Source organism: Mycobacterium arosiense ATCC BAA-1401 = DSM 45069, assembly GCF_002086125.1.
Classification (GTDB): domain Bacteria; phylum Actinomycetota; class Actinomycetes; order Mycobacteriales; family Mycobacteriaceae; genus Mycobacterium; species Mycobacterium arosiense.
On sequence record NZ_MVHG01000013.1, the window covers coordinates 59,737 to 80,321 of the forward strand.

The following is a 20,585-nucleotide window of genomic DNA, read 5'->3' on the forward strand; positions in this document are numbered from 1 at the left end:
AACGGCTAATCGCCCCAGGCCGAATGCAGGATCGCGGTCACGGCCGCCATCCGGGCCGAACGCACCACGGCGGTGAGCGGCCGCAGCGCGTCGCTGGCGATGCGGGCCTCCGAAGAGGATTGGGTTCCCAGTGGTTCCACGCCGGCGGCGACGGGCGCGGCGAACCGGTCCGGAGAGTCGGATCGGCTCAGGCCCGCGCTGACCGCGATGATGGCGTCGACGTGGGCGGCGTTCTCCAGCACCCGAAGCGCGCGCGTCGGCGCGTGGTCGGGAATGCGGTGTTGCCGTGCGGATTCCATGAGTTGCTCGACGAGGCCGCGCGGGTCGTCGACGTCGGACGCGGCGGTCCCCAGGCCGATGGCGCCCAGCGCGTCCGCGGCCGAGCGCACCGCCGACCGCAGCGTGTATTCGGCGTCGCCGAGCTCGTAATGGTCCAGCACGGGTGCGCCGGGCAGCGAGTACACGGTCCATGTCAGCATGCACAATTCGGCCAGCCGCGTCTCGTAGTCCTCGGGCACGTCTTCGTCGTCCTCATAGGAGAATTCGGGCACCAGGCCGACCGCGGTGGCGGGATCGCGCGGATTGGCGATAATGACCGCCTCGCCGGCGGCCAGCGCGTCCCGCTCGAACTGCGTCCCGGGGGCCAGCCCGCGCACGTCGCCCGGCACCGGCAAAACCACGTTGATCGATCCGCGCATCAACCCGACGCCGTCGTGCGCCGGCGGCGGCCGGCCGATCGCGGCGCGCAACGTCTGCAGCAGCGTGACAGTTCCGGCGTCGTGCACATCGGGCCAGGGCAACCCGGTGTGGCCTGCGGCCACCGCATCATACGCGGTCACCGATTGCTTTGGCGCCCAAACGGATAACGCGTCCAGGACGTCATCGGGCGCGGCCTTTCCGGCGAGCCACGCATTGGCCCATAAGGACAGCGAAACACTGGGACACCACACGAGAACGCAGTGTAGTTGTTTTACCCGGCAGAGGCGGATCACGCGTATTCTTGCCGCATGCACGCCGCGGTGCTTTGGCTGATATTCGCGCTGGTGCTGGCCGGTGCGGAGGCGCTCACCGGCCATTTGTTTTTGGTGATGCTCGGTGGGGGCGCACTGGCCGCGGCGCTAACCAGTTGGGTGACGGACCTTCCGGTGTGGGCCAACGGCGCGGTGTTCCTGGTGGTCTCGGTGCTGCTGCTGGTGCTGGTTCGCCCGCCGCTGACGCGGCGGCTGACGCCGGCCGCGGCGCCGCGGTTGGGAATCGAAGCGTTGCAGGGCAAAACCGCGCTGGTGCTCCAGCGGGTCGCGCGCGACGAGGGCCAGGTCAAGCTCGACGGCCAGGTGTGGTCGGCCCGTCCGCTCGATGACGCCGAGGTCTACGAACCGGGGGAGCCGGTGACCGTCATGCACATCGACGGCGCCACGGCGGTCGTCTTCAAAAGCAGCCTGTAGCGCTGCCAACGACGGAGAGAGGAAGTCCGATGCAAGGTGCAGTTGCTGGTTTGGTGCTGCTGGTCGTCTTGGTGATCTTCGCGATCGTCGTGGTGGCCAAGTCGGTGGCGCTGATACCCCAGGCGGAGGCCGCGGTGATCGAACGGCTGGGCCGATACAGCCGCACGGTCAGCGGGCAGCTGACGTTGTTGGTGCCGTTCATCGATCGGGTGCGCGCCCGCGTGGATCTGCGTGAGCGGGTGGTGTCGTTCCCGCCGCAGCCGGTGATCACCGAGGACAACTTGACCCTCAACATCGACACCGTGGTCTACTTCCAGGTCACCGTTCCCCAGGCGGCGGTCTATGAGATCAGCAACTACATCGTCGGCGTCGAGCAGCTCACCACCACCACGCTGCGCAACGTGGTCGGCGGCATGACGCTGGAGCAGACGCTGACGTCGCGCGACCAGATCAACGGGCAGCTGCGCGGCGTGCTCGACGAGGCGACCGGCCGGTGGGGCCTGCGCGTCGCCCGGGTCGAATTGCGCAGCATCGATCCGCCGCCGTCGATTCAGGCGTCGATGGAAAAGCAGATGAAGGCCGACCGCGAGAAGCGGGCGATGATCCTGACCGCCGAAGGTATGCGCGAGGCGGCGATCAAGGAGGCCGAGGGCCAGAAGCAGGCGCAGATCCTGGCGGCCGAGGGCGCCAAGCAGGCCGCGATCCTGGGCGCCGAGGCCGACCGGCAGTCGCGGATGCTGCGCGCCCAAGGTGAACGCGCCGCGGCCTACCTGCAGGCGCAGGGGCAGGCCAAGGCCATCGAGAAGACGTTCGCCGCGATCAAGGCCGGCCGGCCCACCCCGGAGATGCTGGCTTACCAGTATCTGCAGACGCTGCCGGAGATGGCGCGCGGCGACGCCAACAAGGTGTGGGTGGTGCCCAGCGACTTCAGCGCGGCGTTGCAGGGGTTCACCAAGCTGCTGGGGGCGCCGGGCCAGGACGGCGTGTTCCGCTTCCAGCCATCGCCCGTCGACGACGCCCCCAAGCACAGCGCCGACGACGACGCCGACGTCGCCGACTGGTTCTCCACCGAGACCGACCCGGCGATCGCCCAGGCGGTGGCCAAGGCGGAGGCGATAGCCCGCCAGCCGGCGGACGGCGCGACCGGCGAGCTGACTCCATAGGATTGCGGCATGAGTGCGTTGACTTCACCGAAGAGCTATGCGGCGCTTGGGGCCTTCCACGCCGTCGACGCGGTACTGTGCGGCGTTCAGGTGGCGCCGATCAAGAAAGTGTTGGATGACGTGGGGCTGCCGGAGAACGTCCGGCCCGTGTTGCCCGCGGTGAAGGCGGCCGCCGCCGTCGGATTGCTGTCGGTCAACCGTTTTCCCGCCCTGGCGCGGCTGACGACGGCGATGCTGACGTTGTACTTCGTCTTGGCGGTGGGCGCGCACGTCCGGGTGCGCGACAAAGTCGTCAACGGCGTTCCGGCCGCCCTGTTTTTGGCGCTGGTCGCCGCGATGACGATCAAGGGACCCGACAAGAACTAGTCGAGGCGCAGCTCGACCAGCGGCAGCGGGGTGTTGGTGTCGGTGATCGGTACGCCGAGCGCTTCCTCGAGCACCGGACGCATCCGCTGCCACGCCTTCGGATGCCGGGATCGGTAGGCGGCCAAGGCGTTATCGGCCTCGGGCGTGGTCATCACCCGCGCGGTCGCGGTCCTGGGCGGGCGGCTGCCGGCGTAGACCCGCACCCGCGGGTTGGCTTCAATGTTGCGGAACCACTGGGCTTTTCGGCCGAAGCCCGATGCGACCACGTAGGTGTCGGGCGACGAGTGGTCGACGACCTCCAACGCCGCATAGCGCGCCAGCCCCGACTTGCGGCCGATGTGTTCGAGCAGCAGGATGCGTGAACCGAACAACGCGCCCGCGCGGGCTTTGTAAATCCAGATCGGCGCGCGCATGAGGCGGCGCGACCGCAGCAGCCGTCCGGCGAGTAAGGCGACACCGGTGGGACGCCGGCGGGCTCCGTTGTTGTCCGATGTCATGCGGCTCTCCACGGTCGTCGGAGCTGGGTCACTCGAGAGGGTACTGGGCCGCCAAAGTGGGTTATCCCTTTCAGGGATGCGGGGAAGCCGGCGCGGTCACGGCCGTCAGGTGCCACTTGTCCAGCCAGGGCCGCACCAATTCGGCGACGGAGAATTTGGCCCGGGCCGCGCACCGGGCCCTGGGGGTGTAGGGGACGCCGCCGCGGATGAGGATGCCGACGGCGCTGACGGTGCCGTCCTTTTCGTACCGATACACCGGGCCGCCCGAATCGCCGCAGTGACCGCCCGCCAGGAATACCACCTTGCTGTCGGTGATCTTGACGATCGGCCCGCAGGAGTCCGCGCCGGAGCCCATGCCGAACTTGCACAGTTGCTGGCCTATCTGCAGGCTGCTGGCGACACCGGTGACCGGCACCGACGCGGCGACCGCCGAGGACTGGGGGATGTTGTCGCCGTCCAGTGTGATCAGGCCGATGTCGTGCTGTTCGTTGTGCACTCCCTAGTTGATCGTCTCGCGGAACGTGCCCACCGTCGCGTAGGGCAGGACGCCGCCCAGGTTCATCGTCACCTTGCTGGGTTGCCCGGGGCGGTTGCAGTGCCCGGCGGTGAGAATCTCGGCCGCACCGGTGCTGGTGTGCACCAGAAAGCCTGCGGTGCAACCCATTCCACCGGAGCGATCGGCGTAGGCGACGTAGATTCCCGCGCCCGGCCCCACCGCGATGGCGGCGGGCAGATCGATCGGCGCCAGGACGGGCGGCGGCATCTGCGCCGCCGGCGTGGTGGCCCTGGGAAACAGGCAGACGGCCGTAACCAGGGCGGCGATGCTGCACACCGCCGCGAGGGTGAGCAACGTGGTGTGCAGCTTGGCGCGCCGTGGCTGCGCGACCGGCGCGGCGAACGGGTTCCTCTTCGGGCTGCGGCGCCGTGCGTCCCGGTCGGGCAGCAAACCCAGGACGGCGAGCACCGCTAACACCAGGGCGCTCAGCGGCAGCGCGACGGTGCGAGCCGGCGAGTACGGCGTCCCCCAGCTCGCGACCTCCAGGGCGTACACCTTCACCATTACAGCGGTCTTCGCCGCACCGCGCGGCGGTCTTACCGAAGTTGGTGATCAGGCGACGGTGGCCGGCTCGGGCGAGGGTTCGTCGCGCTGCGCACGGCGCGCACGGCGGTGATGCCGGCGGAAGTGGCGGATTTCGATGATCAGCCCGCTCAGTCCCAGCGCGCTGCTGATCGCGGATACCAGATACAGCAGCGCGCTGATGTGACCGGCGAGCGCATCGCCGAGAACGACGACGGCGGTGGTGCCGGGCAGCAACCCGGCCAGAGTCGCCAGCGCGTAGGGCAGCACCCGCACGCTCGACGCGCCCGCGGCGTAGTTGAGCGCCGAGAACGGCACCGCGGGTATCAGCCGCAGCGACACGATGGCCAGCCAGCCCCGTTGTCGCAGGCGCTCTTCCACCGTTTCGATGGATCGATACCGCGCCAGCCGGTTCAGCCGCCATCCGGCCGCGCGCACCAGCAGCAGCGCAATCATCGCGCTCGCGGTGCTGGCGACCACTGCGATGGCAACGCCCAACAGCGGCCCGAACAGCAGTCCGGCCGCCAGGGTGAACGCCGTGCGCGGAATGGGCACCACCGTCACGACGATGTGGGTGATCAAGAACGCCAGGGGGAACCACGGTCCGACGGACTGCGCCCAGTCGCGCATCTGCACCGGCGTGGGCAGCGGAAGCCACGACGCCAGCACCACCAGCGTTGTGATGCCCACCACTGCCCAGGCGATCCGCGACCGGGACACGCTTCGCGCGGCGACGCCCATGGCGCAGCCGAGATCGCGCAGCGTTTCGGCGATTTTGCTGGTGGCGGAACCCGTCACGGCTCCCTAGGGTACGGGCCGCAGGTGAATAGGGCGTTTCGCGACGCCGGTGTTTCATCGGGAATCGGCCCGGCGGCCGCACCTGGCGGTTTTTAGCGACGAGCGGTCATCAATTAGCCTCGGTAGCTAAGTGGTATCCCCAGAGCTTTAGCTTAAATGCTGGGAAAAGGGAGCAATCGGTGTCCATTGATGTACCCGAGCTCGCGGACCTGGAACAGGTTCGCGGGCGTTGGCGCAGTGCGGTCGCCGGTGTGCTGGCCAAAAGCACCCGGAAGGACCCCGAGCAGTTGGGGGACGCGCCCGAGCGGCTGCTGGAAACCCCGACGTATGACGGGATCGCGATCCGCGCGCTCTACACCGCACTCGACGAATTGCCGGAACCGCCGCTGCCGGGTGAGTGGCCCTTCGTGCGCGGCGGCGACGCGCTGCGCGACGTCAAGTCCGGCTGGAAGGTCGCCGAGGCTTTCCCCGCGACGCCGGTGCCCGGTGTGGCGGCAAAGGACGTCAACTCCGCGGTGCTCGACGCGCTCGGCAACGGGGCCGGCGCGGTGGTCCTGCGGATCGGGGAGTCGGGCGTTTCGCCCGACCAGCTGGGCGAGGCGCTCGAGGGCGTCTACCTGAGCATGGCGCCACTGATCCTGGAGGCCGGGGCCGACTACGCGGCGGCCAGCGACGCGGCGTTGGCGCTGGTTGATGCGGTCGAGCCCGACCAGCGCGCCACCCTGTCGATCGACCTGGGCGCTGACCCGCTGAGCGCAACCCTCAGTGAGCGGCCAGCGCCGAAGATCGAGGACGTGGTCGCCGTCGCCAAGCGGGCCGCCCACCACACCGGGGTGCGTGCGATCACCGTCGACGGGCCCGCCTTCCACAACCTCGGCGCCAACGCGACGTGGGAGCTCGCCGCGAGTGTGGCGGCCGCGGTGAGTTACCTGCGGGTGCTCACCGAATCGGGGCTCTCGATCGGTCAGGCGTTGCAGCAGATCAGCTTCCGGTTCGCCGCCGATGACGACCAGTTCATCACGATCGCCAAGTTCCGCGCCGCGCGCAACCTGTGGGCGCGGGTCGCCGAGGTTGTCGGCGAGCCGGACGCCGGCGCGGCCGTCACCCACGCCGAGACGTCGCTGCCGATGATGACGCAACGCGACCCGTGGGTGAACATGCTGCGCTGCACCCTGGCCGCCTTCGGCGCCGGTGTCGGTGGCGCCGACTCCCTGCTGGTGTTCCCGTTCGATGTGGCCATCGACGGCGGATTCCCGGACATGGCAACGAGTTTCGCGCGCCGCATCGCGCGCAACACGCAGCTGCTGCTGCTCGAGGAGTCACACGTGGGCCGCGTGCTGGATCCGGCCGGTGGATCCTGGTTCGTGGAGGACCTCACCCGTCGCCTGGCCGAGCAGGCCTGGGAGCACTTCCAGGCCATCGAGGCGCGGGGCGGATTCACGCAGGCCCGCGACTTCATCGCCGGTCAGATCGCCGAGGTCGCCGCCCGTCGCAGCGACGACATCGCACACCGCCGGACCGCGATCACCGGCGTCAACGAATTCCCCAACCTCACCGAACCGCCCCTGCCGCAAAGCGATTCGACGTATTCGCCGCTCGCCGCCGGGAAGCTGGTGCGGTACGCCGCGGAGTTCGAGGCGCTGCGGGACCGCTCGGACGCCTACCTGGCCCGCACCGGATCCCGCCCGCAGGTGCTGTTGTTGCCGCTGGGCCCGCTGGCCGAAAACAACATCCGCGCGACGTTCGCCTCGAACCTGCTGGCCTCCGGCGGCATCGAGGCGATCAACCCGGGAACGGTCGACGCCGGCGGCGTCGCCTCGGCGGTGTCCGACGCGGGGTCGCCGACGGTAGCGGTCATCTGCGGCACCGACAAGCGCTACCAGGACGAGGCTTCGGGCGTCGTGCGGGCGGCGCGCAACGCCGGCATCGCGCGGGTCTATCTGGCCGGGCCCGAGAAGGCCGTCGCCGACGCCGAGCACCAACCGGACCAATTCCTGACCGCGAAAATCAATGCGGTGCAAGCTCTGTCGGATCTGCTCACGAGGCTGGGAGCGTAGTTAGAATGACGACCACTGCACCTGCTGTCGGCAGCTTCGCCGACGTGCCGCTGCACAGCGAGCGGGCGATCGCGCCGGCGACCGAAGCCGCCGTCGAAGAACATGTGGCCGCGGCCGCCGTCGCGCATTTGTACACACCCGACCAGCTGCAATGGCACACACCGGAAGACATCGACGTCAAACCGGTTTACATCGGTGCCGACCGCGCCGCCGTGGAAGCCGACGGGTATCCGCTGCACAGTTTTCCCGGCGAGCCACCGTTCGTGCGCGGGCCCTATCCGACGATGTATGTCAACCAGCCGTGGACGATTCGGCAGTACGCCGGTTTTTCCACCGCCGCGGAGTCCAACGCGTTCTACCGGCGCAACCTGGCGGCGGGTCAGAAGGGTCTGTCGGTGGCCTTCGACCTGGCCACCCACCGCGGCTACGACTCCGACCATCCGCGGGTGCAGGGTGACGTCGGAATGGCCGGTGTGGCAATCGATTCCATCATCGACATGCGCCAGCTGTTCGACGGCATCGACCTGTCGACGGTGTCGGTGTCGATGACCATGAACGGCGCGGTGCTGCCGATCCTGGCGCTGTACGTGGTGGCCGCCGAGGAACAGGGTGTGCCGCCGGAGAAGCTGGCCGGCACCATCCAAAACGACATCCTCAAAGAGTTCATGGTGCGCAACACCTACATCTATCCGCCCAAGCCGTCGATGCGCATCATCTCCGACATCTTCGCCTACACCAGCGCCAAGATGCCGAAGTTCAACTCCATCTCGATCTCCGGATACCACATCCAAGAGGCCGGAGCCACAGCCGATTTGGAGCTGGCCTACACGCTGGCCGACGGGGTCGACTACATCAAGGCCGGCCTGGACGCCGAGCTGGACATCGACAGGTTCGCGCCCCGGCTGTCCTTCTTCTGGGGCATCGGGATGAACTTCTTCATGGAGGTCGCCAAGCTGCGGGCGGGCCGGCTGCTGTGGAGCGAGCTGGTGTCGCAGTTCGAGCCCAAGAACGCCAAATCGTTGTCGCTGCGCACGCATTCGCAGACCTCCGGCTGGTCGCTGACCGCGCAGGACGCGTTCAACAACGTCGCCCGCACCTGCATCGAGGCGATGGCCGCAACGCAGGGGCACACGCAGTCGCTGCACACCAACGCGCTCGACGAGGCTTTGGCACTGCCCACCGACTTCTCGGCGCGCATCGCCCGCAACACCCAGCTGGTGCTGCAGCAGGAGTCGGGCACCACGCGGCCCATCGATCCGTGGGCGGGTTCGTATTACGTCGAATGGCTCACGCATCAGCTCGCGCAGAAGGCCCGCGCCCACATCGCCGAGGTCGCCGAGCACGGCGGCATGGCCCAGGCCATCAGCGACGGCATCCCCAAGCTTCGCATCGAGGAGGCGGCCGCGCGCACCCAGGCCCGGATCGACTCCGGTATCCAGCCGGTGATCGGGGTGAACAAGTACCAGGTCGAAGAGGATCACGAGGTCGAGGTCCTCAAGGTCGAGAACAGCCGGGTGCGGGCCGAGCAACTCGCCAAACTGCAAGAGCTGCGGGCGAACCGGGACCAGAAGGCCGTCGACGCGGCCCTGGCTGAACTGTCCCGCGCCGCGGCCGCCCAGGGCCGCGCCGGTGAGGACGGGTTGGGCAACAACCTGCTGGCGCTGGCCATCGACGCGGCCCGCCACAAGGCGACCGTCGGCGAGATTTCCGACGCGCTGGAGAAGGTGTATGGCCGCCACCAGGCGGAGATCCGTACTATCGCCGGGGTCTACCGCGACGAAGCTGGAAAGGCCACGAACATGGCAACGGCGACCGAACTCGTCGAGAAGTTCGCGGAAGCCGACGGTCGCCGCCCCAGGATTCTGGTGGCCAAGATGGGCCAGGACGGCCACGACCGCGGCCAGAAGGTGATCGCGACGGCGTTCGCGGACATCGGATTCGACGTCGACGTCGGATCCCTGTTCTCCACGCCAGAGGAGGTGGCCCGCCAGGCCGCCGACAACGACGTGCACGTGGTCGGGGTGTCCTCGCTGGCGGCCGGTCACCTGACGCTGGTGCCCGCGCTGCGCGAGGCGATGGCCGAGGTGGGCCGGCCCGACATCATGATCGTGGTGGGCGGCGTCATCCCGCCGGGTGACTTCGACGAGCTGTACGAGGCCGGGGCCGCCGCCATCTTCCCGCCCGGGACCGTGATCGCCGACGCCGCAATCGGCTTGCTGCACAAGCTCGCCGAGCGACTGGGTTACACGCTCGACTAGATGGCTGACGATCTCTTCCGCGAGCGTAAGCACACTGCAGATTCGGCCGGGTTTTTTCGCAGTGTGCTTACGCTCGCGGCCCGAAGGAGCTGGGCCCGAAGGAGCTGGAGATGAGCTCGGAGCTGGCCGAGGCGGTCCGCAACGGTGACCGCGCGGCGTTGCCGCGGGCCATCACGCTGCTGGAGTCCACTCGCGCCGATCACCGCGAGCAGGCGCAGCAGCTGCTGCTGGAGCTGACGCCGGATTCGGGCAACGCCTATCGCGTCGGCATCACCGGGATCCCCGGGGTGGGCAAGTCCACCAGCATCGAGGCCCTCGGCATGCATCTGATCGAGCTGGGGCACCGGGTGGCCGTGCTGGCCGTCGACCCGTCATCGACGCGGACCGGCGGCTCGATCCTGGGCGACAAAACCCGAATGGCGCGCCTGGCAATGCATCCGGATGCCTACATCCGGCCGTCGCCCACGTCGGGCACCCTGGGCGGGGTGGCCAAGGCGACCCGCGAAACGACGGTGCTGCTCGAGGCCGCCGGCTTCGACGTGATCCTGATCGAGACCGTCGGCGTCGGTCAGTCCGAGGTGACGGTGGCCAACATGGTCGACACGTTCGTGCTGCTGACCCTGGCGCGCGGGGGCGATCAGCTGCAGGGCATCAAGAAGGGCGTGCTGGAGCTGGCCGACATCGTGGTGGTGAACAAGGCCGACGGCGATCACCTCGCCGAGGCCCGGTCGGCGGCGCGCGAGCTGTTCGGGGCGATCAGGCTTATCCATCCGCGTGAAACGCTCTGGCGCCCGCCCGTTCTCACGATGAGCGCGGCCGAGGGGACCGGCCTGAAGGAATTGTGGGACACCGTCGAACGGCATCGCCAGGTCCTGAGCGAGGCGGGGGAGTTGGAGGCGCGCCGCCGGGATCAGCTGGTCGACTGGACCTGGCAGATGGTGCGCGACACGGTGCTGGACCGGTTGTTGACCAACCCTGCGGTGCGCAAGGTCCGCGCCGACGTGGAGCGAAAGGTCAAGGCGGGGGAGCTAACTCCCGCGCTGGCGGCCCAGCAGATTTTGACGGCCAGCGACGGATTAACGGATGAGTAAATAATTTCCGTTTCGCTCCTGCCGGTTGTGTAATGCACGTAAATTCAAAGTTGTGACGGTGGATGCCCGAGTCGATCGCCGCGCGGTCCGTGTCCACGATGACTTTGACGCAGGTCATCGTGTGTCCGGCGCGGCGGACTCACACTTCGGTTGCGTCGTTCGCAGTTTCGCCAGCATGTTCCCCGCGCGCCGGTTCGGTGGCGGGGCGTTGGCCGTCTATGTCGACGGGCAGCCCGTCGTGGACGTCTGGACGGGTTGCGCCGATCGGGCCGGGCAGCGGCCGTGGACGGAGAACACCGCCGCGATGGTTTTCTCGGCGACCAAGGGGATGGCCGCTACCGTCATCCACCGGCTCGCTGACCGGGGCCTGATCGACTACGAGGCGCCCGTTGCCGAGTACTGGCCGCAGTTCGCGGCCAACGGCAAGGCCGACATGACCGTGCGCCAGGTCATGCGACACGAGGCCGGGCTGTCCGGCCTGCGCGGCGCCACCAAGGAAGAACTGCTCGATCACGTCGTGATGGAGGAGAAGCTGGCCGCTGCGGCGCCCGGACGGCTGCTTGGCAAATCGGCGTACCACGCGCTGACGTTCGGCTGGTTGATGTCCGGCCTGGGCCGGGCCGTGACCGGAAAGGGCATGGCCACGCTGATCCGCGAGGAGCTCGCCGAGCCGTTGGGCACCGACGGCCTGCACCTCGGTCGGCCGCCGGCTAATGCGCCGACGCGGGTCGCCGAGATCATCTGCCCGCAAAACATGATCGGAAACCGCGTCCTCAGCTACGTGACGCGCAAGGTCGCCAACGAGATGTCCGGGGCGTACCGGTCGATGTATTTCAAGGGTCTGGTCGCCGCCGTGCAGGGTGACATTCCCTTGCTGGACGCGGAGATCCCGGCGGCGAACGGCGTAGCCACTGCGCGCGGGCTGGCCCGGATGTATGGCGCGATCGCCAATGGCGGCGAGGTTGACGGCATCCGCTTCCTCTCCCGTCAGCTGGTCGCGGGCCTGACGGGCGAGCGGAGCCTGCGACCGGACCGAAACCTGTACGTGCCGTTGGCTTTTCACCTGGGATATCACAGTCTGCCGGTCGGCGGCATGATGCCCGGCTTCGGTCACGTCGGGTTGGGTGGTTCGCTGGGATGGGCCGACCCCGCCTCGGGGGTGGCGTTCGCGTTGGTGCACAACCGGCTGCTGACGCCCCTGGTGATGACCGATCACGCGGCGTTCGTCGGGATCTATGCCCTGATCCGCCGGGCCGCCGACAAGGTGCGCAAGCGCGGATTCCGTCCGGTCACCGAGTTCGGTGCGCCGTTCTCCGAGCCGGAAGCCGTCGCCGGCTGACCCAAAGGCCCGAAGCGCACTCGGCTCGAAAGCGCCCGCGACGCCGACAACGTCGTGATAATGACCGCATGAAATTTGTGCTGGCAAGCTACGGAAGTCGCGGTGATATCGAGCCTTCCGTTGCTATCGGTAGCGAACTGCTTCGCAGGGGACACGAAGTTGATATTGCCGTCCCGCCCGACTTCGTAAGTTTCGCTGAAAAAGCGGGACTTTCGGCCGTCGCCTACGGGCCAAATTTGCACGAATTCTGGGACGAGAATTTCCTACGGAGCTTCTGGCCGAACTTGCTCCGCAGCCTTTGGACTATCCGGGAGCCGATCAGGTTGGTGCGAGAACTATGGGAGCCTTGCCTTCGGCACTGGAAGGAAATGAGCCAGACGCTGACGTCGCTGTGCGACGGGGCTGACCTGCTGTTCACTGGTCTGCTTTATCAGGATCTCGCCGTCAGTGTCGCGGAGTACTACCACGCCCCATTTGTCACGCTGCACTATTTCCCCATACGGCCCAATGGTCAGCTCTTCGATAGCGTGCCATCGCCGGTATTGCGCTCGGCAATGACATTGCACGACTGGTTCTGCTGGCGCATGAACAAGAGGGCCGAGGACGCGCAACGCCGTGAACTGGGCCTACCCAAAGCGACCCGCTTCGCTGGGCGACGGATAGTGGAAAGCGGATCGTTGGAAATCCAGGCCTATGACACGGCCTTCTTCCCTGGCCTGGAAGCCGAGTGGGAGAAATGGGGCGACCGGCGTCCTTTCGTCGGTGCGCTGACGATGGAGATGGCCACGGACGTCGATGACGAGGTTGCGTCATGGATCGCGTCGGGGAGCCCCCCGATTTGTTTCTGCCTGGCAACCATAGCGGTCGAATCACCGGCAGCCACAGTCGAACTGATTGGCGGGGCCTGTGCGGAGCTGGGTGAACGAGCGTTGGTTTGCACCGGCTTGCGTGACTTCAGCGGTGCGCCCCAATTCGAGCACGTGAAGGTGGCGGGCATGGTGAATTACGGCACCACCTTCCCCGCCTGCCGTGCAGTCGTTCATCACGGCGGCTCGGGCACCACAGCGGCTGGTCTGCGCGCCGGGATGCCCACTTTGATCCTGTGGACGGCGGGAGATCAGCCTTTCTGGGCCGCATCGGTGAAACGACTGAAGGTCGGTACCGCCCGGCGCTTTGCGGCGACGAACCGCCAGTCGTTGGTCGCCGACCTGCGGCGTATTCTGGCGCCCGAATACACCACTCGCGCTCGCGATTTCGCCACCCACATGACTAAACCCGCAGAAAGCGTCGCGCGAGCTGCTGAACTAGTGGAGGAGTTCGCCCGCGTCAAGCGGGTTGCCTCATAGCGGTGGTGCGCAATACGAAACGGGCGGGAGGGCGATGACGGGACAGCATAAGGCCGATATAGGGTGCTAGAGCTGCACGATGCAACGCGGCGGCAGGGCGAGGCGGCCGTATATTGCGCTCAGAGGATGAAAGTCGCCGCCGTGGTTCGTCCGAGCGGCCGCCGGAGCAGGGTTACACATGTTTGAAGCCCTCGGGATCGCCATGGTGAAGAACGAGGCCGATGTCGTTGAGGCGTTCGCTCGGCATAACTTGAGCTATATGGATGCGCTGGTCATCGTCGATAACGACTCGGTCGATGACACTCGTGAAATTCTCGTTCGGCTACAGCGGGAGGGGCTGCCCATTGTTTTGTTGGACGACCCGGTGGTTGGTCACTTTCAGGCAGAAATCGTAACGGCCGTATACCGCAGGATAGTGCCAATCTTCAAGCCGCGCTTTGTGTTCTTGCTTGATGCCGATGAATTTATCGTTGCCTCGTCGCGGGACACCTTGTACTCACAGTTGCGCGCACTGCGCCCTGGTACGCAAGCGCAATATTCCTGGCGCACCTACATTCCCGCCCCCGACGGTCCCGAAGGCGATGAGTCGGATCCATTGCGGAGCATCACCCACCGGAAGTTGGTTGAGCGCGCGTGGTACAAGCCGATCATCGTCACCAAGCCGAAGATCGACATGAAGGTGAAGATCCGCCAAGGCAACCATGGCGTCAGGCACATGGGCCTTCCGCTACGCAAAGTGAAATTACGGGATGCGACGATAGCTCACTTCCCCGTGCGAAGCGTTGATCAATTCACAAGTAAGATCTTGGTCGGCTGGATCGCCAATCTGGAGCGAAATCGATACCGGCTCGACATGGCACACGCGATTCACTGGAAAGTGGTTTACGAGCGCATCATTCGCGATTCGCTTACGCCCGAGGTTTTGACGATGGAAGCGCTCAAGTATGCGGACTTCTCCGGGGCTGAACTGCGGTGGCCGCGCGACGTGGTACGCGATCCGGTGGTGCCGGCTTATACGGAATTGACAGCGCGGTCGGCGGTCACCTGCACTCCGCTGCAAAAAGTCGTGCGGTCCATCGACAGAATATTCAACCCGGAAGCTGATATCTCTGGGCTGGCATCGGACACCGAATTTCTGCGGAACTCGCACCGAAAGGTTAGGGCGCGAAGACACTTCGCACGACCATTCACGAACGGCGGCAGATCCAAAACCGAACTCTGCGTTGATCTCCCCCCTTTCCGGTATGTCGCACAGCGGTATCGTCCCGGCTCCGTACTGGACATCGGTTGCGGTTCTGGGGCATATGCGAAGTACTTCGCTTCTCACGGGACTGAACGGATTACGGGTGTCGACAATTTCGATCCAACGGCAACGTACCTCGAAGCCGACGAATACGTGCGAGCCGACCTTGGCAAACCGCTGAACCTGGCACAGACTTTCGACCTCGTGATGAGCCTGGGCGCAATCCATCATCCGGCGTCGGAAGATGCGCTCGTTGATAACATCGCGCGCCATGCGCGCGAGCGCATAATAATTTCTGGCGCGCCGGCAGGACCGCCCGGCGGCAACCACACCAACCAATCCATTTCGCGGCGGCTCGACTTATTCGCCTCAGCCGGCTGGTACCCGTGCCTGTTCGATACCCTTGTGCTGCGGTCGCTTTCGACCTTTCCATGGCTTCGTGGCAATCTGGTGGTGCTGACCAGAGACGGCGCAGGGGCTGCAGCGGCGCGCGAATACTTATCGGATCTCGAGCAACGATCGGTGAAACAACGGGGCAAGCAGCGCCCAGCGGTGGTCGCTCACCCATTCACCGAAATGGAAGCCAAGTTGTCGGCTCATCGAGACTCCCGCACCGTGGCGATGGCAAATAGATTGATGCGAGCAATTATCTCACGTGCCTTCCATTGATCACGTTTGCCTAGCCGAGTTTAACTTCGAACTCGTCTTCTTCTAGTGCATCAATAGGGGGCCGCCGGAAAACGCATCGGTAGTTCTTTGGCATGCCTGTCTTGGTGATCTTGAATTTGGTGTCTAGGAATCCAAACACCAAAGACAACACAAAGCAGGCGAATTGTAGGGGCAGCCACACATATGGCAACTCGTTGCTGGCCATCATCAGCTGATAACTGATGGTGCCGTAGTACCCTTCCAGCCAGTCGAGTGACTCGACGGTAAACCCGGCCTCGGCGGCCATCCGCTGCCACGCGAACTGCGTATAGCGACAGAAGTCATAGGGCTGCTCGTGCTCTTCATAGAAGAGCGGTGCGCTCACCCATGCTTGCCCACCGGGCTTCAGCACGCGCTTAAGTTCCCGAAGAACGGCCACCGGGTCGGGAACGTGTTCTAACACCTGGGAGCAAAGCACAAGATCGTAGGTCTCGTCGGCCATCGGCAGTTCTTCAAGCCGGCAGATGTAATCGATCTGGGAGTACTCTTTGCTGACCTGGCCGAAGTCGGCAGTTTCGTACGTCACATGTTCAAAATGCTTGCGATAGGGCGCGATTCCTGCTCCAGCGTCAAGCACGCGGAAGGACTTGCTAGCGCCTACCCGGCGAGCATCAATCACCCAGCGGTGCAGTTATCAGCGTGACGAATTGAAAAGCGGCGGGAAGGGGACGTAGCGCCGGGACACAACGACAGCCCATATGCGGCGACTTCCCTGAACTGCGTTTGGGGCCACATCACACCACATCTTCGATCGATTTCACATTGCTGCAGTGACCAGCGGAACCTGCCCGTCAGCTGTGACAGGCATACTTACCAGTTCCAGTTCCGGTGAGTCACCAGAGCGGAAGGGGCCCACATCTCGAAAGCATCATGCTTTGCCGATACCACGACACGTCGACCATCCACCATGAAATACTGCCAGTCGTGAGCTCACTGGCGATCGAGGTTGTCGGCCTCACAAAGACATTCGGGCAAAATACGCCCGCGGTCAATGGCGTGAGCTTCTCAGTCCCGGCCGGAACCGTGTGCGGCCTGCTCGGCCACAACGGCGCCGGCAAGACCACGACCATCAATATCTTGTCCACGCTGATTCGGCCCAGTTCGGGCAGCGCGCGCGTCGGCGGGTATGACGTCGTCCGTCAGCCCACCCAGGTACGTGCCGGCATCGGGATGGCCGGGCAGTTCACCGGAATGGATCCAATGCTCACCGGGCGGGAGAACCTGGTGCTGTTCGGCAGGCTGCGCGGCCTGCGCCGGCAACAGGCGAAGGCTCGTGCCGACGAGTTGCTCGAACAGTTCGACCTCGTCGCGGCCGCCGATCGGCGGGTATCCACCTACTCCGGAGGCATGCAGCGGCGGGTCGATCTCGCCAGCGCCCTGGTGGTGCTGCCGAAGGTGCTGTTTCTCGATGAGCCGACCACCGGGCTGGACCCACGTAGCCGCCGAGCCGTGTGGTCGCTGGTGAGCTCATTGACCCTGCAGGGCGTCACTGTGCTGCTGACCACGCAGTACCTGGAAGAGGCCGACGTGTTGAGCGACTCGATCGTTGTCATCGACCACGGGCAGGTGATCGCCAGCGGTACCGCCGAGGACCTCAAACGCAGGGTGGGCACCAGCTATTGCCAGGTGACCCCGGCGAACCCGGCCGACGTCCACCAGGTCATGGCTGCGCTGACCGGCCTCGATGGCATCGATATCGACGCCGACATGAACTCGGTGTCGGTGCCGGCTCCCTACGGTGTGGCGACATTGAGCGAGGTGTTCCGGCGGGTCGATGCGATCGGTGTGGAACTCATCGACATATCGCTGCGCAAACCGTCCCTCGATGAGGCGTTCCTGCACCTCACCGAGCGGACAGTCGCCCAAGCATGACCGCTCTGGCCGCCCTCACCGAACGGTCGCTGCTCGCCGCCGCACGCGACGGCGGGCTGATGTTCGAGATATTCTCACCCGTCGGATATCTGGTCGGCTTTTCCCTGGCGTTGCACGGCCTGGTCGACACCGGACACACCAGCTATGCGCAGTATCTGGTCCCTGCGATCGCGCTCCAGGCGGTGGTCTTCGCCGGAATGCTCACCGCGGATCGCGCTGCACGCGATCACCTGCATGGGCTGGGGGAGCGATTGATGACGCTGCCAATCGCCGCGGCAGTCCCGGTGAGTGCGCGAATAATTGCGACCCTGGTCCGGGCCGCGCTCGGCCTGACGGTGGCGATCATCGCCGGCTATGCATTCGGATTCCGGATGACCGGCGGTCCGGGCTACGCGGCGGCCTTCGTCGCCATCGCACTGCTATTCGGCCTCGCCGTGGCACTAGGTGCCGACGCGCTGGGTTCGAGTACCAGCACCCCGCAGGGCGCCAGCCACCTATTGTTTGTCCCCCAACTCCTGCTATTCATGCTTTCCACGGGAATCGCCCCCGAGACCAACTTCCCCGGTTGGCTGCGTCCATACGTACGCAACCAGCCCTTGTCGCTGGTCGCCGAAACACTCCGTGGCTTGGGCCGTGGCCATGTGACAGTCGGCAATCTGGCACCCAGCCTGGCGTGGTGTGTGGGCATGGTGCTGGTCTTCGGCGCAATCACGCTACGGATGCAGAGGCGAACCTAGTGTCACATCGTATGGAGACGCAGGGTTCGCTGCTGACCCAGAGCTGGGTGCAAGCCGTGCGACTCCTCACCGAGTGGCGGCGTGAGCGAGCGGTGCTGGTGGGATCCCTGATTGTCCCTGTCTGCCTCTTGCTGGTCTATGTCGTGGTGCTGGATGAGCGCGTCCATAAGCTCACCGGCGTCGCCAGCGTCTACGGCCTGGTCCCGGTGTGCTCGGTGCTGTCCGCACTGTTTGGCGCCCTCAGCACTTCGCTCGGCATCGCGATGGAGCGCGATTCACGAATGCTGAGCCGGATGTGGGTGCTGCCCGTCCACAGAGCAAGCCCGCTCACCGGACGGCTGACGGCAGAGGCCGTGCGGGCTCTCGGCGGAACGATTCTGATCACCGCCCTCGGAGTCGTAATGGGGCTGCGCTTCACGCATGGCTGGCTCACCATACTGCTCTACGTTCTGATCCCTTCCATCCTCGTGGTTGGGTTCACGTCGCTGGTCATGGCGATCGCCATCCGGACCAACGGTGTCTCCCTCATGACCTGGCTGGCAGCCGGCACCGTCTCCCTGGCATTCCTCAACCCCGGAACCACGCCAATCAACACGTTCCCCGAGTGGCTCCGGCCATTTGTCCGCATGCAACCGATGTCACCGCCCATCGAGGCCATGTGGGCCCTGGCCCACGGCGGCCCGTTGGTACGGCCCCTGGCGATGACCATGGCTTGGGCGATGGCACTGCTAGCGGTGTCTGTCCCGGTCGCGGTGCGTGGGTATCGGGTCGCCGCCGAATCCAATGCGTGAGAGCATCCGGAACCTTAACCACACTCGCGAGGGCGCTACCCATGTGACAGCCATGGCGCCCATTGTTTGCCACGTACGGGGACGGGCGATCCTGCATGCCGCGTGCGTTGGCAGGCTAGCGGCGGGCTGGGCTTGCGGGTCTTTGAGCGCTACGCGCGCGGAACAACCTCGATCTAGCGTTGCGTACCCGAAACGCCTGGATACGGAACCACCGAAGGTACGCCATGAACACCGCGCGGCGGCCCTCCTTTGTCATCCCGCGGGTCAAGTTCGATGTCCAGAGATACAGCGGGAGTCGCTTCATGAACTCTTTGTCCTTGCTCATGCTGATCCCGCTCATGTCGTTGTACCGCGCAACGACGATGTCCATGTACCGGGTGACCAGCGCGGGGTTGGAGAAGCAGCGGATATTGAAGTCCCAATCGGCGCAGACAGGATAGCGCAGGTTGTAGGGGCCGATGCCGTCGAAAATCTCACGGCGATAGAAGACCGACTGGTGGCCGAGGTTGGTGTCGAACAGCAGACGGTCGAGGTCGAAGGCGCCTGCATGGCGGAAAGAATTCGAGCGCAGCATTACATCGCCATACACGAGATCGCTGTGCTCATGTTCTCCGATGAACGCGGCTACGCGAGCCAAGGTGTCGGCGTCGTACAGGGTGTCGTCGGCACCCAAAAATAGCAACCAGGCCCCGCTGGCCATGTCGACACCACGGTTCATGGCATCGTAGGCGCCGCGGTCGGGGCCGGAATGGATGATTAACCGGGTCCCCAGCTTGGGAGCGAAGCTATGCGCCACATCGAGCGTTCCATCCGTCGAGCCGCCGTCTACGAGGACCAGCTCAAAGTCGCCGCAAACCTGTTGCGCGATGCTTTCGAGGCAGGCGGGCAAAGTCGTCACCATGTTCAATGCGGGCACGATGATGGAAAACATTGGCGCAGTCATGGGCTACTCGCAATCTTCACTTTGCGCGTTCGGTCGGTGCCCATGTGCCATTCGATCGACAAAGGCTCCGACGCGCATCTTCGGTCAATCACTTTCACGGAAGAAGATGCCGTCGGCCTGCAACATTCGACCATTTCGGGTGTCCGTGACACATGGCAGCAATCCTGTGAGCGTGAACCCCAAAGAATATACAAGATCGAGCGCCTCGCGAATGAGCATCCCGCCTTCGTACAGGGGGAGGCACGAAAGTTCGAGTTGCATGCCGACGCAACGGTTATTCAGCGTTGATTTACTACCTGCGAGCACCTGTTTCTCAAATCCTTGCACGTCGATCTTGAGAAAAGCAACATCGGCCGGACGGAGAATTTCTGGCACCACAGAATCAAGTCGGTGTATCGGCACCTCTTCGGTACCAGTGTAATTTGCCCAAGGAAACGCATCCTGGTGACTTTTCAGCATCGACAAAACAGAACTGCTTTGACCGGCATTCGCCGCGACATTTACCGAAATTTTTCCATCAACATCTCCTAATGCACACTGCCTGCAATCCCACAGCGAATCTTTCGCTGCCTTCTGAGCTAAAAGTGAAAATGGCTCCGATAAAGGTTCGAACGATACGATACGACCCTTGTACGCCGCCCTGCGCAGGTCGGTACCGTATTGGCCGGAGTTGGCGCCGACATCAAGCACGAGGTTTATCTGATGCGATTCGAGTTGATGCATGAAATTTCGTTCCCAGTCCAGGTGAGGAGAGTAGCTCGTCACCTCGAAACCGGCGCGATGCGCGATCTGACGAGCGCGGTGCATCAAATCCACCGCGCAACGCTAACATGCGGATTTCCCCGGGATGTGG

18 protein-coding genes and 1 pseudogene are annotated in these 20,585 nt (G+C 65.1%); 12 read left to right on the top strand and 7 right to left on the bottom strand.

Translation table 11 applies throughout. From position 1 onward, the window contains the following. Positions 1-5 precede the first annotated feature (5 nt). Entirely contained in the window at positions 6-950 is a 945-nt protein-coding gene (locus tag BST14_RS08375; RefSeq protein WP_083064045.1) for an Rv1486c family protein, read from the bottom strand. A gap of 57 nt (positions 951-1,007) precedes the next feature. Between BST14_RS08375 and BST14_RS08380 the strand changes: the two genes are divergently transcribed. Genes BST14_RS08380 through BST14_RS08390 form a run of 3 tightly spaced genes read left to right on the top strand, consistent with a single transcriptional unit; the run spans position 1,008 to position 2,974 of the window. After that, entirely contained in the window at positions 1,008-1,445 is a 438-nt protein-coding gene (locus BST14_RS08380) for an NfeD family protein (RefSeq protein WP_083064046.1), read from the top strand. A 29-nt stretch (positions 1,446-1,474) separates the two neighbouring features. Then, the gene (locus tag BST14_RS08385) at positions 1,475-2,608 is read left to right on the top strand and encodes an SPFH domain-containing protein (protein ID WP_083064047.1); all 1,134 of its coding nucleotides are present in this window, start codon (positions 1,475-1,477) and stop codon (positions 2,606-2,608) included. 9 nt (positions 2,609-2,617) lie between these two features. After that, positions 2,618-2,974, top strand: a complete 357-nt coding sequence (locus tag BST14_RS08390; protein ID WP_083064048.1) for a DoxX family protein — start codon at positions 2,618-2,620, stop codon at positions 2,972-2,974. Here BST14_RS08390 and BST14_RS08395 read toward each other — a convergent pair. The 3 genes and pseudogenes from BST14_RS08395 to BST14_RS08405 all read right to left on the bottom strand — a co-directional run bounded on the left by BST14_RS08395 (position 2,971) and on the right by BST14_RS08405 (position 5,347). Continuing rightward, complete coding sequence (locus BST14_RS08395) at positions 2,971-3,387, bottom strand: nitroreductase family deazaflavin-dependent oxidoreductase (protein WP_083064085.1); 417 nt, start codon at positions 3,385-3,387, stop codon at positions 2,971-2,973. The two genes, BST14_RS08390 and BST14_RS08395, sit on opposite strands and share 4 nt — an antisense overlap. A gap of 154 nt (positions 3,388-3,541) precedes the next feature. Next, positions 3,542-4,531, bottom strand: a pseudogene (locus BST14_RS08400) (chymotrypsin family serine protease). A 48-nt stretch (positions 4,532-4,579) separates the two neighbouring features. Then, positions 4,580-5,347, bottom strand: a complete 768-nt coding sequence (locus tag BST14_RS08405; RefSeq protein ID WP_083064049.1) for a TVP38/TMEM64 family protein — start codon at positions 5,345-5,347, stop codon at positions 4,580-4,582. A gap of 179 nt (positions 5,348-5,526) precedes the next feature. On the opposite strand from BST14_RS08405, the gene mutA reads away from it, so the two are divergent. From mutA to BST14_RS08435, 6 genes are all read left to right on the top strand, one after another. Next, the gene (gene mutA, locus BST14_RS08410; RefSeq protein ID WP_083064050.1) at positions 5,527-7,404 is read left to right on the top strand and encodes a methylmalonyl-CoA mutase small subunit; all 1,878 of its coding nucleotides are present in this window, start codon (positions 5,527-5,529) and stop codon (positions 7,402-7,404) included. A gap of 5 nt (positions 7,405-7,409) precedes the next feature. After that, positions 7,410-9,662: a methylmalonyl-CoA mutase gene (gene scpA, locus BST14_RS08415; RefSeq protein ID WP_083064051.1), complete on the top strand. Its 2,253-nt coding sequence runs from the start codon at positions 7,410-7,412 to the stop codon at positions 9,660-9,662. A gap of 110 nt (positions 9,663-9,772) precedes the next feature. Then, positions 9,773-10,753, top strand: a complete 981-nt coding sequence (gene meaB / locus BST14_RS08420) for a methylmalonyl Co-A mutase-associated GTPase MeaB (protein WP_083064052.1) — start codon at positions 9,773-9,775, stop codon at positions 10,751-10,753. A 52-nt stretch (positions 10,754-10,805) separates the two neighbouring features. Continuing rightward, positions 10,806-12,092, top strand: coding sequence for an esterase/beta-lactamase LipL (gene lipL / locus BST14_RS08425; RefSeq protein ID WP_083064053.1), 1,287 nt, complete (start codon positions 10,806-10,808; stop codon positions 12,090-12,092). Positions 12,093-12,160: 68 nt separating this feature from the next. Next, complete coding sequence (locus BST14_RS08430; RefSeq protein WP_083064054.1) at positions 12,161-13,438, top strand: glycosyltransferase; 1,278 nt, start codon at positions 12,161-12,163, stop codon at positions 13,436-13,438. Positions 13,439-13,616: 178 nt separating this feature from the next. Beyond that, positions 13,617-15,350 (top strand): methyltransferase domain-containing protein, encoded by a 1,734-nt coding sequence (locus tag BST14_RS08435; RefSeq protein ID WP_083064055.1) that lies wholly within the window; start codon positions 13,617-13,619, stop codon positions 15,348-15,350. Between the two features lie 10 nt (positions 15,351-15,360). Here BST14_RS08435 and BST14_RS08440 read toward each other — a convergent pair whose 3' ends face one another. Beyond that, complete coding sequence (locus tag BST14_RS08440) at positions 15,361-15,966, bottom strand: class I SAM-dependent methyltransferase (RefSeq protein ID WP_158085857.1); 606 nt, start codon at positions 15,964-15,966, stop codon at positions 15,361-15,363. Between the two features lie 347 nt (positions 15,967-16,313). Here BST14_RS08440 and BST14_RS08445 point away from each other — a divergent pair, with 347 nt between their 5' ends. From BST14_RS08445 to BST14_RS08455, 3 genes are read left to right on the top strand one after another with little or no spacing between them, the layout of a single operon-like run. After that, the gene (locus BST14_RS08445; protein WP_083064057.1) at positions 16,314-17,261 is read left to right on the top strand and encodes an ATP-binding cassette domain-containing protein; all 948 of its coding nucleotides are present in this window, start codon (positions 16,314-16,316) and stop codon (positions 17,259-17,261) included. After that, positions 17,258-17,998, top strand: a complete 741-nt coding sequence (locus BST14_RS08450) for an ABC transporter permease (RefSeq protein WP_083064058.1) — start codon at positions 17,258-17,260, stop codon at positions 17,996-17,998. Before BST14_RS08445 ends, BST14_RS08450 begins: the two co-directional genes overlap by 4 nt. Before the next feature lie 11 nt (positions 17,999-18,009). Further along, positions 18,010-18,789, top strand: a complete 780-nt coding sequence (locus tag BST14_RS08455) for an ABC transporter permease (RefSeq protein WP_083064059.1) — start codon at positions 18,010-18,012, stop codon at positions 18,787-18,789. Between the two features lie 115 nt (positions 18,790-18,904). On the opposite strand, the gene BST14_RS08460 is transcribed toward BST14_RS08455, so the two are convergent. Both BST14_RS08460 and BST14_RS08465 read right to left on the bottom strand, forming a co-directional pair. Continuing rightward, positions 18,905-19,732 (bottom strand): glycosyltransferase family 2 protein, encoded by an 828-nt coding sequence (locus BST14_RS08460; protein ID WP_083064060.1) that lies wholly within the window; start codon positions 19,730-19,732, stop codon positions 18,905-18,907. A gap of 84 nt (positions 19,733-19,816) precedes the next feature. After that, positions 19,817-20,548 (bottom strand): FkbM family methyltransferase, encoded by a 732-nt coding sequence (locus BST14_RS08465; protein WP_245845339.1) that lies wholly within the window; start codon positions 20,546-20,548, stop codon positions 19,817-19,819. Positions 20,549-20,585: the final 37 nt, after the last annotated feature.

Coding starts and splice junctions, on each gene's coding strand:
- BST14_RS08385 (WP_083064047.1), top strand. CDS start 1,475: ATGCAAGGTGCAGTTGCTGGTTTGGTGCTGCTGGTCGTCTTGGTGATC.
- BST14_RS08395 (WP_083064085.1), bottom strand. CDS start 3,387: ATGCGCGCGCCGATCTGGATTTACAAAGCCCGCGCGGGCGCGTTGTTC.
- scpA (WP_083064051.1), top strand. CDS start 7,410: ATGACGACCACTGCACCTGCTGTCGGCAGCTTCGCCGACGTGCCGCTG.
- BST14_RS08380 (WP_083064046.1), top strand. CDS start 1,008: ATGCACGCCGCGGTGCTTTGGCTGATATTCGCGCTGGTGCTGGCCGGT.
- BST14_RS08430 (WP_083064054.1), top strand. CDS start 12,161: ATGAAATTTGTGCTGGCAAGCTACGGAAGTCGCGGTGATATCGAGCCT.
- meaB (WP_083064052.1), top strand. CDS start 9,773: ATGAGCTCGGAGCTGGCCGAGGCGGTCCGCAACGGTGACCGCGCGGCG.
- BST14_RS08450 (WP_083064058.1), top strand. CDS start 17,258: ATGACCGCTCTGGCCGCCCTCACCGAACGGTCGCTGCTCGCCGCCGCA.
- BST14_RS08455 (WP_083064059.1), top strand. CDS start 18,010: ATGGAGACGCAGGGTTCGCTGCTGACCCAGAGCTGGGTGCAAGCCGTG.
- BST14_RS08435 (WP_083064055.1), top strand. CDS start 13,617: ATGTTTGAAGCCCTCGGGATCGCCATGGTGAAGAACGAGGCCGATGTC.
- BST14_RS08460 (WP_083064060.1), bottom strand. CDS start 19,732: ATGACTGCGCCAATGTTTTCCATCATCGTGCCCGCATTGAACATGGTG.
- BST14_RS08390 (WP_083064048.1), top strand. CDS start 2,618: ATGAGTGCGTTGACTTCACCGAAGAGCTATGCGGCGCTTGGGGCCTTC.